Consider the following 15,531-nt stretch of genomic DNA (forward strand, 5'->3'; position numbering starts at 1 on the left):
GCCATGGAACGTCGTTCCTCGGGGCTGCAACGGCTCGCCCGTGAGGTGGCCAAGTTCGGTGCGGTCGGAGGAGCCGGGGTCCTGGTCAACCTCGGTGTGTTCAACCTGGTCCGGCACGTGTCCGACCTGCCCGTGGTCCGGGCCAGCATCATCGCCACCATCGTGGCCATCGTCTTCAACTACCTGGGCTTCCGCTACTGGACGTACCGGGACCGCGACCGGGGCGGCCGCCCGCGCGAGCTGATGCTGTTCCTGGTGTTCAGCGTGATCGGCCTGGTCATCGAGAACGGGGTGCTGTATCTCGCCACCTACGGGTTCGGCTGGGACACCCCGCTGCAGAGCAACGTCTTCAAGTTCGTCGGCATCGGCGTGGCCACGCTGTTCCGCTTCTGGTCGTACCGCACCTGGGTGTTCCGCGCGCTGCCCGGCGAGGGCGGCAAGGAGCCGGTGGCCCGGCACGAGCCGGACAGCTCCGAGCGGGTCCGCTAGCGGACCGTCGCCTCCTCGCCCTTGTGCGCGGGGGCGGTGCGGGACAGGAACAGGCCGAACACCGGCGGGTGCGTCTGGAGCAGCTCCAGGCGGCCGCCGTCGGCCTCGGCGAGGTCGCGGGCGACGGCGAGGCCGATACCGGTGGAGTTGCGGCCGCTGATGGTCCGCTCGAAGATCCGGGCGCCGAGGTCGGCGGGGACGCCGGCGCCCTCGTCGGTGACCTCGATCACGGCCTGGTTGCCGGTGACGCGGGTGCGCAGGGCGACCGTGCCGCCGCCGTGCATCAGCGAGTTCTCGATCAGCGCGGCCAGCACCTGCGCGACCGCGCCGGGCGTGCCGACCGCCGTCAGGTGCCGCTTGCCCGAGCTGACGATGGCCCGGCCCGCGCTGCGGTAGGCGGGGCGCCACTCGGCGAGCTGCTGCTGGATGACCTCGTCGAGGTCGAAGGTGACGGCGGAGCCGGTACGGGGGTCGCGCGAGTTGGTCAGCAGCCGCTCCACCACGTCGGTCAGCCGCTCCACCTGCGCCAGCGCGATGGTCGCCTCCTCCTTCACCGTGTCCGGGTCGTCGGTGAGGGTGATCTCCTCCAGCCGCATGGACAGCGCGGTCAGCGGCGTACGGAGCTGGTGCGAGGCGTCGGCCGCGAGGCGCCGTTCGGCGGTCAGCATGCGGCCGATCCGCTCGGCCGAGGAGTCCAGCACATCGGCGACCCGGTCCAGCTCGGGGACCCCGTACCGCTTGTGCCGGGGGCGGGGGTCGCCGGAGCCGAGGCGTTCGGCAGTCTCGGCGAGGTCGGTGAGCGGGGAGGCGAGCCGGTTGGCCTGGCGTACGGCGAGCAGCACGGCGGCGATGACGGCGAGCAGGGCGACCAGGCCGATGATCAGCAGGGTGCGGCCGACCTCGCGGGTCACGGCGGAGCGGGGCTCCTGCACGGTGACCGTCTCGCCCTCCTCGCCGTGCTGCGTGGAGTGGATGACGTCACCCTCGGGCTTGCTGCCGATCTCGATCGGCGCCCGGCCGGGCATCCGGATCACCGCGTACTGGGTCTTGCTGACCGGGTTGCGCAGCACGTCGGCGTTGACGTTCTCGGCGGCGAGGATGCGGCTGTCCACGATGCTGGCCAGCCGGACCGCCTCGGACTCCACCCGCTCCTGCGCGCTGTTGCTGATCGTCCGCGTCTCCACGATCACCAGCGAGACCCCGAACACGGCGATCACCACCAGCACGACGGCAAGCGTGGACTGAATAAGACGACGACGCACGGGGTCCCTCCGGGAAGACTGAGAGCCCTAGTGTCCCCCGGCCCAGGGCAGCGCCCTAAAGGGGCGCGGGGAACTGCGCGACCAGCCACGACGCAGGGTCAGCCGCCGAAGCCGCAGCAGCCCCCGCCCGGCAGGCGAACCTCAGCTCTTCTCGAACCGGAAGCCCACACCCCGCACCGTGGCGATGTACCGGGGATTCGCCGCGTCATCCCCGAGCTTCTTGCGGAGCCACGAGATGTGCATGTCCAGCGTCTTCGTGGAAGACCACCACGTCGTGTCCCACACCTCCCGCATGAGCTGGTCACGCGTGACGACCCGCCCCGCGTCCCGGACCAGCACCCGCAGCAGGTCGAACTCCTTGGCCGTGAGCTGGAGTTCCTCCTCGCCCATCCACGCCCGGTGCGACTCGACGTCGATCCGCACCCCGTGGGTGGCCGGCGGCTGCTGGGGCTCGGCCGAGCCGCGCCGCAGCAGGGCCCGGACGCGGGCCAGCAGCTCGGCGAGCCGGAAGGGCTTGGTGACGTAGTCGTCGGCGCCCGCGTCGAGCCCCACGACGGTGTCCACCTCGTCGGCGCGCGCGGTCAGGATGAGGATCGGCACGGCGTGGCCGTCGGCACGCAGCCGGCGGGCGACCTCCAGGCCGTCCATGCCGGGCAGCCCCAGGTCCAGCACGACGAGATCGACCCCGCCCTGCAGTCCGGCGTCGAGCGCGCTGGGGCCGTCCTCGCGCACCTCGACCTCGTAACCTTCCCGGCGCAGGGCGCGGGCCAGCGGCTCCGAGATGGACGCGTCGTCCTCGGCGAGCAGTACACGGGTCATGAGCTGATGGTAGACCGCCCGCGCGTGAGGCCGGGGCGTGGTCGGCAGCACTGCTCTTACCTTTGTACCCTGCTGGTACAAACCAGCGACGGTGCGATGCGATCGTGGAAGACACCTTGGAAACAGGTCGCGCGGTTCCCCTGATCCCTGTGATCCGTGTCTCAAGTCCTTCCATATCCGGCAGTGTCCTGCCGTATGGTGACCTGAACGCCTGTAGCACACCGGGGGCCTTTTGGCGGGCACATGACGCCGAGGGTCTCCCTTTCTGTGCGGGCTGACTCCGCTCAGCCTTGAAAGGAATGACCTCTGGCCGGGCCCCGTACGCAGTGACGCGTCGGAGCGTGGATCCCGGTGGTCGCCGTCCTCCGCCTTCGATGTTCTCGATGCGGGAACCCCCGGGGCGTGGGGGCGGACGCCCGACCCTGCCGGTGCCGGCCGCACCCCCCACCGGGCGCGCAGCGCTCCATCGCGCGTCCCGACCAGCAAGGAACGACCATGGCGTCCAGCCTGACGAAGGACTCGGTCCGCCCGGAGACCCCGGGCACCGAGAAGACCTTCTTCGGCCACCCCCGCGGCTTGGCCACTCTGTTCATGACCGAGATGTGGGAGCGGTTCTCCTACTACGGCATGAGGGCCCTGCTCCCGCTGTACCTGGTCGCTCCGGGCGGCCTGCACCTGAGCGCCGGCACCGCGACGGCGATCTACTCGGTGTACCTGTCGCTCGTGTACCTGCTCGCCCTGCCCGGCGGCTGGGTCGCGGACCGCCTGCTCGGTCCCCGCAAGACGGTGGCCGTCTCCGGTCTCATCATCATGCTCGGCCACCTGTGCCTGGCGCTGCCCGTCGCCGCGAGCTTCTACGTCGGCCTGGTACTGGTCGCGATCGGCTCGGGTCTGCTGAAGGCCAACATCTCCACGATGGTCGGCCACCTCTACAAGGGCGTGGACGACCCGCGCCGTGACGGTGGCTTCACCCTCTTCTACATCGGCATCAACCTGGGCGCCTTCATCGCTCCGCTGGCCATCGGCACGGTGGGCGAGAACGTGAACTGGCACCTCGGCTTCGCGCTGGCCGCGCTCGGCATGGCGCTGGGCCTGGTGCAGTACCTGCTGGGCGGCCGTCACCTCGCCGCGCAGAGCAACGAGGTCCCGACCCCGCTGTCCGCCGAGGAGAAGAAGGCCACGCTGCGCAAGGGCCTGATCTGGCTCGCCGTCGCCGCGGTCTTCTACGCCCTGGTGGGCGGCACCGGCCACTTCACGCTGAACTGGGCGCTGATCCCGCTCACGGTCATCGGTCTGATCGTGCCGATCCTGGTGATCGCCCGGATCTACCGCGACAAGGACCTGGAGCCCGCCGAGCGCTCGAAGGTCTCCGCGTACATCTGGTTCTTCGTCGCCGCCGCCGTGTTCTGGATGATCTACGACCAGGGTGGTTCCACCCTGTCGCTGTTCGCCGACAGCTCGGCCAAGAACACCATCGCGGGCTGGGGCTTCCCCGTCTCCTGGTACCAGTCGGTCAACCCGGTCATGATCATGGCGCTGGCCCCGGTCTTCGCCTGGCTGTGGCTGTGGCTGAACCGCCGCGGCAAGGAGCCGAGCACGATCGTGAAGTTCGGCTCCGGTCTGGTCCTGGTCGGCGCGTCCTTCTTCCTCTTCCTCGCTCCGCTGTCGATCGCCGAGGGCGGTCACAAGGCCGCGGCGATGTGGCTGGTGGCGATCTACTTCGTGCAGACCGTCGGTGAGCTGGCGCTGTCGCCGGTGGGCCTGTCGGTGACCACGAAGATGGCGCCGAAGAAGTACGCCTCGCAGATGATGGGCGTCTGGTTCCTCGCGGTCACCGCGGGCGACTCGATCACCGCCCTGCTGTCGAACCCGGCCGTGGGCGGGGTGAACCTCGACAGGATGGGCTTCGTCGCCCTGGAGGCGATCCTGGCCGTGGTCGCCGGTGTCGCGGTCTGGATGTACCGCAAGAAGGTCAAGGCTCTGATGGGCAGCGTCAACTGACCTGACGCCGCTCCGCCGGACATATGAAGGGCCCCGCATCGAGGATGCGGGGCCCTTCGCCGTTCTCGCTCGTGCCGGGCGCTCAGGCGGGGGCGGCCAGTTCCGCCCAGACCGTCTTGCCGGAGTCGTCGGGGGTGCGTACGACGCCCCAGTCGAGGCTCAGGCGCTGGACGATGAACATGCCGTGGCCGCCGGGGCGGCCGGCCTGGTGCGGGGTGCGGGGGGCGGGCTGGCCGGCGCCGCGGTCGGTGACCTCGAGACGGATCACCTTGCGGTCGCAGGACAGGAACAGCTCGTCCGGTCCGTCGGCGTGCAGGCAGGCGTTGGTGACCAGCTCCGAGACGACGAGGAGCACGTCCTCGGCGGCGGCCCGCTGCTCGGCGCCCGAGGCGGGCAGCCAGCCCCACTCGTAGAGCGCCTGGCGGGTGAAGTCACGGGCGAGCGGGACCACCCCGCTCTCTCCGTCCAGGCTGAGCCTGCGGACCTGCCGTCCCCTGGCCTCCGGCGCGGCCTCGGAGGGCGCGACGGGCAGGGCGGCGCTCAAGGCCGCCCCGGACGCCGTCGCGTCTTCTTCGGGCATGCCGGAAGCGCCGCTCGGCTCCGGGCCACCGTCGCCCGGCGAGTAGGGCCGGGTGGTGCTCATCAGCGCTTCACCTCACCGATCCACCAGTACACGATTCAAAAGTCCGACTCCGTTCGGTCCCGGACGGCCGGTTCACCGTCCGCCCGGTGTCCGCGTGCTGCCTCCGTCACCTTCGGCGTCCGCCCCTCGCCTCATACGTCGCGCCGGACCCCTTCCCCGGTTCCCGGAGCGGGTTCGGCGGCGGGGCTGCCGAAAGGTTTCAGATGTCTCCTGCCCGACTGATCCCCCGGAACACCCCCTCTTTCACCCGACGCTCGTGAGCGGCGGCCGGAGGGGGCGTACGGGAGGAGTCAGCCGGTCTCGCCCGCGAGGGCGGCTTCTACGGAGTCGTGGACGGTGAAGACCGCCTCGGCTCCCGTGATCTCGAACACGCGCGCGACTACGGGCAGCATGCCCGCGAGGTGCACGCCACCGCCGGCGGCGTCCGCCTTGAGGCGGGCCCCCAGCAGCACGTTCAGTCCTGTGGAGTCGCAGAACTCCAGCCGTGAGCAGTCCACGACGAGTCGTGAAAAGCCCTTCTCGAGGAGGTCGTCGAGCGGCTCGCGCAGTAGATCGGCGGTGTGGTGATCGAGTTCACCCGCCGGCGTCACTACGGCGCTGGAACCCTCTTCCCGCACCTCCACCAGAAGCCGGCCCGACTGTGCGCTGCCGACCGTCCCGTGGTCCATGCCGTCTCTCTCCCGAGGTCTTGGCTGCTGATGCCCTCGAACATTACGCCTTCCAGCCACACTTCGACACCCGAACAACCCCCCAGAAACGGGCATATCGCCGCAAATGACACTTGCGACCAGCTCACCGAAGCAGGTAGGGCTAGTACGACACACATCCCTACACGCCGGCTTCGGAGGCGCCGCACACCGCAGTGCACGTATCGGCTTCGGCAGCCATATGCCGAGAACGATGGAGGACACCCATGTCAGCCCGGCTCGACGGATCGCCTACCCACAAAGCGACGTCGACACCCCCACCGGAAACGCTGGATCACACCATCGACCCTCTCGACCCCCTGGCGGGGCTCCCCGAGATCCCGCCCTTCGACGAGGTCGGCCCGGTGGACGCGCGAGCCCTGTCCAAGACGCTCTTCGAGCGCCTGGAGTCGCTGGAGGAGGGCACGTACGAATACTCGTACGTCCGCAACACCCTCGTCGAACTGAATCTGGCGCTGGTCAAGTTCGCCGCCTCGCGGTTCCGTTCCCGCAGCGAGCCGATGGAGGACATCGTCCAGGTCGGCACGGTCGGCCTGATCAAGGCGATCGACCGCTTCGAGATGTCGCGCGGGGTCGAGTTCCCGACCTTCGCCATGCCGACCATCATCGGCGAGATCAAGCGCTTCTTCCGTGACACCTCGTGGTCCGTGCGCGTCCCGCGCCGCCTGCAGGAGCTGCGGCTCGACCTGGCCAAGGCCGGGGACGAGCTGGCCCAGCGGCTGGACCGCGCCCCCACCGTCGCGGAACTGGCCGAGCGCCTCGGGCTCTCCCACGAGGAGGTCGTCGAGGGCATGGCCGCCTCGAACGCCTACACCGCCTCCTCCCTGGACGCGCAGCCCGCCGAGGACGACACCGAGGGCGCCCTCGCGGACCGCATCGGGTACGAGGACCACGGGCTCGAAGGCATCGAGTACGTCGAGTCGTTGAAGCCCCTCATCGCCGAACTGGCGCCCCGCGACCGGAAGATCCTCTCCCTGCGCTTCGTGGCGGGCCTGACCCAGTCCGAGATCGGCGAGGAGCTGGGCATCTCCCAGATGCACGTCTCCCGGCTGCTGTCCCGGACGCTGACGCGGCTGCGCAAGGGACTGACGCTGGACGAGTGAGGGTGGGCGCCGCCGGAGGGCGGACCTTTCCCGTACGCGTGAGGCGGCCCGGCTGACGATGCCGGGCCGCCTCTTCTGTGTTTTCCCTGGTGTCAGAGTGTGTTTCAGGCCACCCTGATTCCCGCGCGCCACACCCCTTCGACCAGCGGTACGCCGGGGCGGTAGGCCAGGTGGACATGGCTCGGGGCGTCCAGCAGGACGAGGTCGGCCCGGCTGCCGGAGGTGAGGCGCCCCACATCGGTCCGGCGCAGCGCGGCCGCTCCGCCCGCCGTGGCGGCCCACACGGCCTCGTCCGGGGTCATCCCCATGTCCCGCACCGCCAGCGCCACGCAGAACGGCACGGACGAGGTGTACGACGAGCCGGGGTTGCAGTCCGTGGAGAGCGCCACCGTGGCCCCCGCGTCCAGCAGCCGGCGCGCGTCCGGCCACTCGGCGCGGGTGGAGAACTCGGCGCCGGGCAGCAGCGTGGCGACCGTGTTGCCGCTGGCCAGGGCGTCCACGTCGGCGTCCGTGAGGTGGGTGCAGTGGTCGGCGCTGGCCGCGTCCAGCTCGACGGCCAACTGGACGCCGGGGCCGTACGAGAGCTGGTTGGCGTGAATGCGCGGGTGCAGGCCCTTGGCGCGGCCGGCGGTGAGGATCGCGCGGGCCTGGTCGCCGTCGAAGGCGCCCTTCTCGCAGAACACGTCGATCCAACGGGCGTGCGGGGCGCAGGCGTCCAGCATCTCCCCGGTCACCAGGGCGACGTACGCGGCCGGGTCCTCGGCCAGTTCGGGGGCGACGATGTGGGCGCCGAGGTAGGTCACCTCGGCGGTGTGGGCGGCCGCGAGGCGCAGGGCGCGGGACTCGTCCTCGACCGTGAGGCCGTAGCCGGACTTGGTCTCCATCGTGGTGGTGCCCTGGCGCAGCGCCTCGGCCAGGTGGCGGGCGAGGTTGGCCTCCAGCTCCGCGTCGGAGGCGGCGCGGGTGGCGGCGACCGTGGTGCGGATGCCGCCGGCGCTGTAGGCGCGGCCGGACATGCGGGCGTTGAACTCGGCGGTGCGGTCCCCGGCGAAGACCAGGTGCGAGTGGGAGTCCACGAAGCCCGGCAGGACCGCCTTTCCCCCGGCGTCGAGGCGATTGTCAGTGGCGGGTGCTTTGCTTGACTCACCGGCCCACACGACGCGTTCGCCGTCGATGACCAGGGCCGCGTCCTGGATGAGTCCGAGAGGGGAATTGTCACCGAGGGAGGGGTCGTTGGTGACCAGCGTGGCGATGTTGGTGATGGCGGTGCTGCTGCTCATGGTGTGCTCGGTGTCCTCAGGGGTGCCGGTGGGGGGTCCGGTGGGGGTCAGTCGCGCAGGGCGCCGATCGCGTCGGCGAGGGCTGCGGGCACATCGGGCACAAGCGCATGCGCCCCGTCCCGTACGACCTGGCGGCCGCCCACGACCGTGTGCCGGACGTCCGCCGCGCTCGCCGCGAATACAGCGGTCTCGGCGCCGAGCCGGGGCGGCGGTCCGGCCGTCCTGACCGAGTCGAGGGCGATGGTCGTGAAGTCGGCCAGGCGTCCCGGCTCGATGGCGCCCGCCTCCTGCCAGCCGAGTGCCGCGTGGCCGTCCTCGGTGGCGGCGCGCAGCAGCGCGGCCGCGGTCCAGTGACCGCGGGTGCGGGTGCGCAGCCGCTCGTCCAGCTCCATCGCGCGCGCCTCTTCGAGCAGGTCGATGACGGCGTGGCTGTCGGAGCCGAGGGAGAGCGGGGAGCCCGCGCTCTGCAGGGCGACGGCGGGTCCGATGCCGTCGGCCAGGTCGCGTTCGGTGGTGGGGCACATGCAGGTGCCGGTGCCCGAGCCGCCGAGCAGGGCGATGTCCTCGCCGGTCAGATGGGTGTTGTGCACACCGGTGGTGCGCGGTCCGAGCACGCCGTGGTCGGCGAGCAGCCGGGCCGGGGTGACGCCGTGCGCGGCGAGGCAGGCGTCGTTCTCGGCGGTCTGCTCGGAGAGGTGGACGTGCAGCGGGGCCCGCCGCTCCTCGGCCCAGCCCGCGACGGTCGCCAACTGGGCGGCGGGCACGGCCCGTACGGAGTGGACGGCCGCGCCGATCCGCGCGTGATCCTGTTCCTTGAGAACTGAACAGCGTTCGGCCCAGGCGTCCGCCGTGCCGTCGGAGAAGCGGAGCTGATGGTGATTGGGGGGCTCGCCGAAGCCCGCCGAGAGATACGCGGTGTCCAGGAGGGTGATGCGGATGCCGGCCTCGGCGGCGGCCGCGATCAGGGCCTCGCCCATGGCGTTGGGATCGGCGTAGGGCGTGCCGCCGGGGGCGTGGTGGAGGTAGTGGAACTCCCCCACGCAGGTGATCCCGGCGAGCGCCATCTCGGCGTACACCGCGCGGGCGAGGGCGTGGTAGGTGTCCGGGGTCAGCCGGTCGGCGACGGAGTACATCACCTCGCGCCAGGTCCAGAAGGTCCCGGAGCCGACCTGGACCGTGCCGCGCAGGGCCCGGTGGAAGGCGTGGCTGTGCGCGTTGGCGAGGCCGGGCAGGGTGAGACCGCGCAGGATCTCGGCGCCGGGCGGCGGGGCGGGCGTGCCGGTGCGGACGGCGGTGACACGGCCGTCCGCGACCTCGACGAGCACCCCCGGCTCGGCGTTGGTGCCGAGCCAGGCGTGCTCCAACCAGTAGGTTCCCTGGGTCACCTGCGGGTCAGTCCTTCCAGTACGTCGGCGAGGGCGCGCACCCCGGCCACGCAGTCGTCCTCGGTCGCGGACTCGGCCGGGGAGTGCGAGACACCGGTGGGGTTGCGCACGAACAGCATGGCGGTCGGGACGCTCCCGGAGAGAATCCCGGCGTCGTGCCCGGCGCCGGTGCCCAGCACAGGCACCGTCAGCCCGGTGTCCCGGCCCAGCAGGCGGCCGAGTTCGTCGCGCAGGGCGTGGTCGAACTCCACGACCGGGGTGAAGGACTCGCGGGTCACGTCCAGGTCGATGCCGTGGGCGTCCGCGTACTCCCGCGCAGCCCGCGTGATGCCGTCGAGGACCGCGTCCAGCGCCTCCTGGCCGGGGGCGCGGGAGTCCAGCCAGCCGCGCACCAGGGAGGGGATGGCGTTGACGCCGTTGGGCTCCACGGAGATTTTGCCGAAGGTGGCCACGGCTCCGGCGAGTTCGGCCTCGCGGCGGGCGGCCAGCACGGTCTCGGCGTACGTCGGCATCGGGTCGCGCCGGTCCGCGAGCCGGGTGGTGCCGGCGTGGTTGGCCTCGCCCCGGAAGTCGAACCGCCAGCGCCCGTGCGGCCAGATGGAGCTGGCGATGCCGACCTGGTCGCCGGACAGGTCCAGCGCACGGCCCTGTTCGACATGCAATTCGACGAACGCGCCGATACGGGCGAGGCGTTCGGGGTCGGCACCGATGGCATCCGGGTCGTAACCGGCGGCCGCCATCGCCTTGGGCAGGGTGACCCCGTCCCCGTCGGTCAGCAGACGCGCCTGCTCGACAGTGAGCTGCCCGGCGGCCAGCCGCGACCCCACACAGGCCAGCCCGAACCGGGCCCCTTCCTCGTCCCCAAAGTTGACGATGCCGAGGGGGCGGTTCAACGGGGCCTTGCGTGACCGGAGTTCATCAAGCGCCGCAAAGGCGGAGACGACACCCAGAGGCCCGTCGAAGGCCCCACCATCGGGCACGGAGTCAAGATGCGACCCAGTGACAACGGCATCCCCTTCGGCAGGGTCCCCGAGCCAGGCCCACTGATTCCCGTTCCGATCGACCTCGTAGGTAAGCCCCCGCCCTTCGGCCTGCTCCTTGAACCAGTCCCGGCACTCGGCATCGGCGGAGGTCCAGGCGTAACGCCGGTACCCCTTGGAGTCCGGGTGCCGCCCGATGGGCAGCAACTCGGCCCACATCTCGTGGAAGGAGGAGGTCACTCCCCCTCACCCTCACGCATGGGCACCCGCACATCCCGCTCCTCCGCAACGGACTCCGCGATGTCGTACCCCGCATCCACATGCCGGATGACACCCATACCGGGGTCATTGGTAAGAACGCGCCGAATCTTCTCCCCCGCCAGCTTCGTGCCGTCGGCAACACTCACCTGCCCCGCGTGAATGGACCGCCCCATCCCCACACCACCCCCATGGTGGATGGACACCCAGGAAGCCCCAGAAGCCACATTGACCATGGCGTTCAATAGCGGCCAGTCGGCAATCGCATCGGACCCGTCCAACATCGCCTCGGTCTCCCGGTAAGGAGAAGCCACGGACCCACAGTCCAGGTGATCCCGCCCGATGGCCAGCGGAGCGGCAAGCTCACCGCTCGCCACCATGTCGTTGAACCGCTCCCCCGCCTTGTCCCGCTCCCCGTACCCGAGCCAGCAGATGCGCGCCGGAAGACCCTGGAAGTGCACCCGCTCACCGGCCATCTTGATCCAGCGCGCGAGGGACTCGTTCTCGGGGAACAGCTCCAGCAGCGCACGGTCCGTCTTGGCGATGTCCGCCGGGTCGCCGGAGAGCGCGGCCCAGCGGAAGGGGCCCTTGCCCTCGCAGAAGAGGGGCCGGATGTAGGCGGGGACGAAGCCGGGGAAGGCGAACGCGCGGTCGTAGCCCGCGAGCTGGGCCTCGCCGCGGATGGAGTTGCCGTAGTCGAAGACCTCGGCGCCCGCGTCCATGAAGCCGACCATCGCCTCGACGTGCCGGGCCATGGACTCGCGGGCGCGGGTGGTGAACCCGGCCGGGTCCTTCGCCGCGGCGTCGGCCATGTCCTCGAAGTCGACGCCGACCGGGAGGTAGGCCAGCGGGTCGTGCGCGGAGGTCTGGTCGGTGACGATGTCGATGGGGGCGCTCATGGCGAGGAGCTGCGGGACCAGCTCGGCCGCGTTGCCGAGGACGCCGATGGAGAGCGGGCGGCGGGCGTCGCGGGCCTCGGTGGCGAGCTGGAGGGCGTGCTCCAGGCTGTCGGCCCGCACATCGAGGTACTTGTGCTCGATGCGGCGCTCGATGGCGCGCGGGTCGACGTCGATGCAGATGGCCACGCCGTCGTTCATGGTGACGGCGAGCGGCTGGGCGCCGCCCATGCCGCCGAGCCCGGCGGTCAGCGTGATGGTACCGGCCAGGGTGCCGCCGAACTTCTTCGCGGCGACGGCGGCGAAGGTCTCGTAGGTGCCCTGGAGGATGCCCTGGGTGCCGATGTAGATCCAGGAACCGGCGGTCATCTGGCCGTACATGGTGAGGCCGAGGGCCTCCAGGCGGCGGAACTCCTCCCAGTTGGCCCAGTCGCCGACCAGGTTGGAGTTGGCGATGAGGACGCGCGGCGCCCACTCGTGGGTCTGCATGACGCCGACCGGGCGGCCGGACTGGACGAGCATCGTCTCGTCCTGCTTGAGCGTCTTCAGCGTGCGCACCATGGCGTCGAAGGAGCGCCAGTCACGGGCGGCCTTGCCGGTGCCGCCGTAGACGACGAGCTTGTCGGGGTGCTCGGCGACCTCGGGGTCGAGGTTGTTCTGGAGCATCCGGAGGGCGGCTTCCTGCTGCCAGCCCAGGGCGCTCAGTTCCGTGCCGCGCGGTGCTCGTACGGGGCGGGGTCCCGACATCGTGTGCTCCTCCTGTTGCTGTCTCTATTCACATAGTCCAGTCGTGAATAGAGCTAGTCAATAGGTACCGGGTGCCCTCGCCCGCGCGTCGGGAATGTTTGGCTGGAACCGTGAACGGGGGCGAGCGAGAGGAACGAGGGCACACCGTGGCACAGGAGACCGTGGCTCAGGACGGCACCGAGGAGCGGGAGCGGGAGGCAGCCGCGCGTGTCGCCCGGCGGGACGCCGCCGTGCGGGGCGCGGTGACCGGCGGTCTGCTCGGCCCGGACGCGCCGCTGGTCGCGCTGCTGGACGTGGCCGGCATCCGCGAGTCGGCAGCGGCCCTGCGCGCGGCGTTCGACGCGGTGGTGGCGCCGGGCACCCCGGTGCTGCATGCCTTCGCGGTGAAGGCGGCCCCGCTGGTGCCCGTACTGAGCCTGCTGCACGCGGCGGGCCTGGGCGCCGAGGCGGCGAGCCCCGGCGAGCTGGCCCTCGTCCGCGCGGCCGGGGTGCCCGCCTCGCGGACCGTGCTCGACTCCCCCGCCAAGACGCCCGGCGAGCTGCGCGAGGCGCTGGCGCTGGGGGTCGCCGTGAACGCGGACAATCCGCAGGAGCTGGCTCGTATCGACGCCCTGGTCGCGGCCGGGCCCACCCGGTCCCCGCTCGGCATCCGGGTGAACCCGCAGGTCGGCGGCGGGACGATCGGGGCGACCTCCACGGCGACGCCGACCTCGAAGTTCGGGGTGGCGCTGCTGGACGAGGGGGCGAGGGAGTGGGTGGTGCGGGCGTACCTGGACCGGCCCTGGCTGACCCGGCTGCACGCGCACACCGGCTCGCAGGGCATCCCGCTGCCGCTGATGGCGCGGGGCGTGGCGGAGGCGTACGCGCTGGCGGAGGAGGTCAACGAGCGGGCCGGGCGGCGCCAGATCGACACCCTGGACATCGGCGGCGGCCTGCCGGTCGACTTCACGGCCGAGGCGACCGCGCCGACGTACGCGCGGTACGCCCGGCTGCTGGCCGCCGAGGTGCCGGGGCTGTTCGACGGGCGGTACGGGCTGGTGACCGAGTTCGGCCGGTCGCTGCTGGCCAAGCACGGCACGGTGCTGGCGCGGGTGGAGTACGCCAAGAGCGCGGGCGGCCGGCGGATCGCGGTGACGCACGCGGGCGTGCAGGTGGCCGCGCGGACGGTGTACGCCCCCGCGCAGTGGCCGCTGCGGGTCGCCGCGTACGACGCCGAGGGGCGCCCGAAGTCCGGGCCGGAGGTGGTGCAGGACGTGGCGGGGCCGGCCTGTTTCTCCGGGGACCTGCTCGCCGAGGGGCGTTCGCTGCCCGCGCTGGAACAGGGCGACCTGGCGGCCGTGCTGGACACGGGCGCCTATTACTTCGCCCACCACTACTCCTACAACTCCCTTGCCCGGCCCGGCATTTACGGCTTCGTGCCGGACGGTGCCGGGGGCGTGGAGTTCGCGGTGGTGCGGGAGCCGCAGACGGTGGCTCAGGTCGTGGCCGAGTCCGGAGGGGCGCACGCGGACGCGCTCACCACCCTGGACGCGCTCGGGAGCCGTTGACGCGGGAAGCCGGGCCGGAGGACAAAGAGCGCACGGACAAAGGGCCCGACTTCCGCGCAACGCAGGCCAATCGGCCCACACTAGTACGCCGGACGCACGTTCCAACGGAAAATGCCAAAGCCCTCACCCGCCACGCACACGTTGCGTAGTGTCAGTGTCACTGAGCCGGAGACCCAGGCGGGGAGGGGAGCCCACGGTGCCCGGAATCGACGAATGCTTACTGGAAGCCATGCGGCTGCCCGGCGCCCGGGGGGCGGCGCTGGTGGACTGGACCAGCGGACTGGCCCTCGGCACGGTCGGCGAGGCGCCCGGCGGTGACCACGAGACCACCGCCGCCGAGGCCGCCGAACTGGCCCGGCTGGCCGCCGAGCACGGCGCCTTCTCGGCCGGGGAGAGCGAGGACGGGCGGCCGCCCGTCGAGGACGTGATCGTCAGCAACCACGACAGCTATCACCTGCTGCGGTTCGTGGACACGTCCTTCGACAGCAGCGTCTTCCTCCATCTGTGGGTGGGCCGCGCGGAGGGCAATCTCGCGCTCGCCCGGATCAGGCTCGGCGAGATGGCCGACCGGCTGGTGCTGGGATGACCGTGGTGGACATACCCCCGCCGCTGCCCGTGCGGGACCGGAGCGACCAGCGCGACCCGTCCGCGGGGGCCCTGTCCCCGATGCTCAGACGGCTGGCGGAGGAAGAGGCCACCGGCGTCCTCGTCCGCGAGCACGGCACGCTCTACCTGGCCCAGGGCCGAGTGGTGCACGCCGAGAGTCCGCTCGCCCCCGGCCTCGGCGTGCTCCTCACGGCCCACGGCACCCTCGCGGCGACCGCCTGGCAGCGCGCCACCGAGCACTCCGCGAGCCCCGCGGACGCCGCCCGGCTGCTGCTCGACGCCGGGCTGCTCCCCGAGGGCGCGCTGGAGCTGTGCCACCTGGACGCGCTGTACGACGCCGGGTACTTCGCCCTCGCGCCGAGCAGCACACCGGGCCGGTTCCGCTACGACGGCACGCCCCGGCTGGGCCCGCTGCCCTCGGTGCCGGTGGTGGCGCTGGAGCGGGAGACGCTGCGCCGGCGCCTGCTGCTGCACCGGCTCTGGCCCGACCCGGCCGCCGACAGCGCCCCGCTGATCCGGGCCGACCCGGCGGGCGCCGCCCAGGTCCCGCCCCGCCGCCGGGCGGTGCTGGAGCGGGTGGACGGGGTCCGTACCGCGCTGCGGATCGCCCATGACCTGGGGCGGCAGGCGTTCCACACCCTGGTGGACGTACGGCGGCTCACCGCGGACGGGCTGCTGGCGCCGATGCCGGTGCCGACCGCGCCGGACCCGCCGCCCGCGGGGTTCCATCCGCCGGCCCCCCTCACCGTCACCGACCCCGACATCGCGCTGCTGAAGAGGCTCAGGAATGCGCTGGAGGCGCTTTGAA

Annotated in this window: 14 protein-coding genes; 6 read left to right on the forward strand and 8 right to left on the reverse strand. The window is 71.7% G+C overall.

From position 1 onward, the window contains the following. The first annotated feature begins 3 nt into the window (after positions 1 to 3). A complete protein-coding gene (locus tag E5083_RS22855; protein ID WP_135787583.1) occupies positions 4 to 489 on the forward strand; it encodes a GtrA family protein in 486 nt (161 codons plus the stop codon). Here the strand turns inward: E5083_RS22855 and E5083_RS22860 are convergent. Continuing rightward, positions 486 to 1,751 (reverse strand): ATP-binding protein, encoded by a 1,266-nt coding sequence (locus E5083_RS22860; protein ID WP_135787584.1) that lies wholly within the window; start codon positions 1,749 to 1,751, stop codon positions 486 to 488. The two genes, E5083_RS22855 and E5083_RS22860, sit on opposite strands and share 4 nt — an antisense overlap. Before the next feature lie 141 nt (positions 1,752 to 1,892). Further along, positions 1,893 to 2,570: a response regulator transcription factor gene (locus tag E5083_RS22865; RefSeq protein ID WP_135787585.1), complete on the reverse strand. Its 678-nt coding sequence runs from the start codon at positions 2,568 to 2,570 to the stop codon at positions 1,893 to 1,895. Positions 2,571 to 3,065: 495 nt separating this feature from the next. Here E5083_RS22865 and E5083_RS22870 point away from each other — a divergent pair, with 495 nt between their 5' ends. Then, entirely contained in the window at positions 3,066 to 4,571 is a 1,506-nt protein-coding gene (locus E5083_RS22870; protein ID WP_135787586.1) for a peptide MFS transporter, read from the forward strand. A gap of 82 nt (positions 4,572 to 4,653) precedes the next feature. Here the strand turns inward: E5083_RS22870 and E5083_RS22875 are convergent, their stop codons facing one another. Together E5083_RS22875 and E5083_RS22880 are read right to left on the reverse strand one after the other, a co-directional pair. Then, on the reverse strand, positions 4,654 to 5,214 hold the full coding sequence (locus E5083_RS22875; RefSeq protein WP_135787587.1) for an ATP-binding protein: 561 nt from the start codon (positions 5,212 to 5,214) through the stop codon (positions 4,654 to 4,656). 290 nt (positions 5,215 to 5,504) lie between these two features. Further along, a complete protein-coding gene (locus tag E5083_RS22880; protein WP_031184324.1) occupies positions 5,505 to 5,882 on the reverse strand; it encodes an STAS domain-containing protein in 378 nt (125 codons plus the stop codon). A gap of 245 nt (positions 5,883 to 6,127) precedes the next feature. On the opposite strand from E5083_RS22880, the gene E5083_RS22885 reads away from it, so the two are divergent. Further along, positions 6,128 to 7,024 (forward strand): RNA polymerase sigma factor SigF, encoded by an 897-nt coding sequence (locus E5083_RS22885; RefSeq protein ID WP_135787588.1) that lies wholly within the window; start codon positions 6,128 to 6,130, stop codon positions 7,022 to 7,024. 104 nt (positions 7,025 to 7,128) lie between these two features. Here E5083_RS22885 and hutI read toward each other — a convergent pair whose 3' ends face one another. The 4 genes from hutI to hutU are packed head-to-tail and all read right to left on the reverse strand — an operon-like array spanning position 7,129 to position 12,570. Beyond that, positions 7,129 to 8,304 carry an imidazolonepropionase gene (gene hutI / locus E5083_RS22890; protein ID WP_135787589.1) on the reverse strand — a complete coding sequence of 392 codons (1,176 nt, stop codon included), beginning with the start codon at positions 8,302 to 8,304 and terminating at the stop codon, positions 7,129 to 7,131. A gap of 47 nt (positions 8,305 to 8,351) precedes the next feature. Then, positions 8,352 to 9,689: a formimidoylglutamate deiminase gene (locus tag E5083_RS22895; protein ID WP_135787590.1), complete on the reverse strand. Its 1,338-nt coding sequence runs from the start codon at positions 9,687 to 9,689 to the stop codon at positions 8,352 to 8,354. Then, entirely contained in the window at positions 9,686 to 10,888 is a 1,203-nt protein-coding gene (locus tag E5083_RS22900; protein ID WP_135787945.1) for an allantoate amidohydrolase, read from the reverse strand. Before E5083_RS22900 ends, E5083_RS22895 begins: the two co-directional genes overlap by 4 nt. A 17-nt stretch (positions 10,889 to 10,905) precedes the next feature. Beyond that, entirely contained in the window at positions 10,906 to 12,570 is a 1,665-nt protein-coding gene (gene hutU, locus E5083_RS22905; protein WP_135787591.1) for a urocanate hydratase, read from the reverse strand. A gap of 161 nt (positions 12,571 to 12,731) precedes the next feature. Here hutU and E5083_RS22910 point away from each other — a divergent pair, with 161 nt between their 5' ends. The 3 genes from E5083_RS22910 to E5083_RS22920 all read left to right on the forward strand — a co-directional run bounded on the left by E5083_RS22910 (position 12,732) and on the right by E5083_RS22920 (position 15,530). After that, complete coding sequence (locus E5083_RS22910; RefSeq protein WP_425276749.1) at positions 12,732 to 14,117, forward strand: type III PLP-dependent enzyme domain-containing protein; 1,386 nt, start codon at positions 12,732 to 12,734, stop codon at positions 14,115 to 14,117. A 196-nt stretch (positions 14,118 to 14,313) separates the two neighbouring features. Then, positions 14,314 to 14,703: a hypothetical protein gene (locus E5083_RS22915; RefSeq protein ID WP_078858580.1), complete on the forward strand. Its 390-nt coding sequence runs from the start codon at positions 14,314 to 14,316 to the stop codon at positions 14,701 to 14,703. Then, positions 14,700 to 15,530 (forward strand): transcriptional regulator, encoded by an 831-nt coding sequence (locus E5083_RS22920; protein WP_135787593.1) that lies wholly within the window; start codon positions 14,700 to 14,702, stop codon positions 15,528 to 15,530. The genes E5083_RS22915 and E5083_RS22920 overlap by 4 nt, the downstream gene beginning before the upstream one ends. Position 15,531 lies beyond the last annotated feature (1 nt).

The sequence above is a fragment of the Streptomyces bauhiniae genome (genome assembly GCF_004784475.1).
Lineage (GTDB): Bacteria > Actinomycetota > Actinomycetes > Streptomycetales > Streptomycetaceae > Streptomyces > Streptomyces seoulensis.

Bases quoted from the DNA above. Each gene is read 5' to 3' on its own strand.
- E5083_RS22855 (WP_135787583.1), top strand. From the start codon at position 4: ATGGAACGTCGTTCCTCGGGGCTGCAACGGCTCGCCCGTGAGGTGGCC.
- E5083_RS22865 (WP_135787585.1), bottom strand. From the start codon at position 2,570: ATGACCCGTGTACTGCTCGCCGAGGACGACGCGTCCATCTCGGAGCCG.
- E5083_RS22870 (WP_135787586.1), top strand. From the start codon at position 3,066: ATGGCGTCCAGCCTGACGAAGGACTCGGTCCGCCCGGAGACCCCGGGC.
- E5083_RS22875 (WP_135787587.1), bottom strand. From the start codon at position 5,214: ATGAGCACCACCCGGCCCTACTCGCCGGGCGACGGTGGCCCGGAGCCG.
- E5083_RS22880 (WP_031184324.1), bottom strand. From the start codon at position 5,882: ATGGACCACGGGACGGTCGGCAGCGCACAGTCGGGCCGGCTTCTGGTG.
- E5083_RS22885 (WP_135787588.1), top strand. From the start codon at position 6,128: ATGTCAGCCCGGCTCGACGGATCGCCTACCCACAAAGCGACGTCGACA.
- hutI (WP_135787589.1), bottom strand. From the start codon at position 8,304: ATGAGCAGCAGCACCGCCATCACCAACATCGCCACGCTGGTCACCAAC.
- E5083_RS22900 (WP_135787945.1), bottom strand. From the start codon at position 10,888: ATGTGGGCCGAGTTGCTGCCCATCGGGCGGCACCCGGACTCCAAGGGG.
- hutU (WP_135787591.1), bottom strand. From the start codon at position 12,570: ATGTCGGGACCCCGCCCCGTACGAGCACCGCGCGGCACGGAACTGAGC.
- E5083_RS22920 (WP_135787593.1), top strand. From the start codon at position 14,700: ATGACCGTGGTGGACATACCCCCGCCGCTGCCCGTGCGGGACCGGAGC.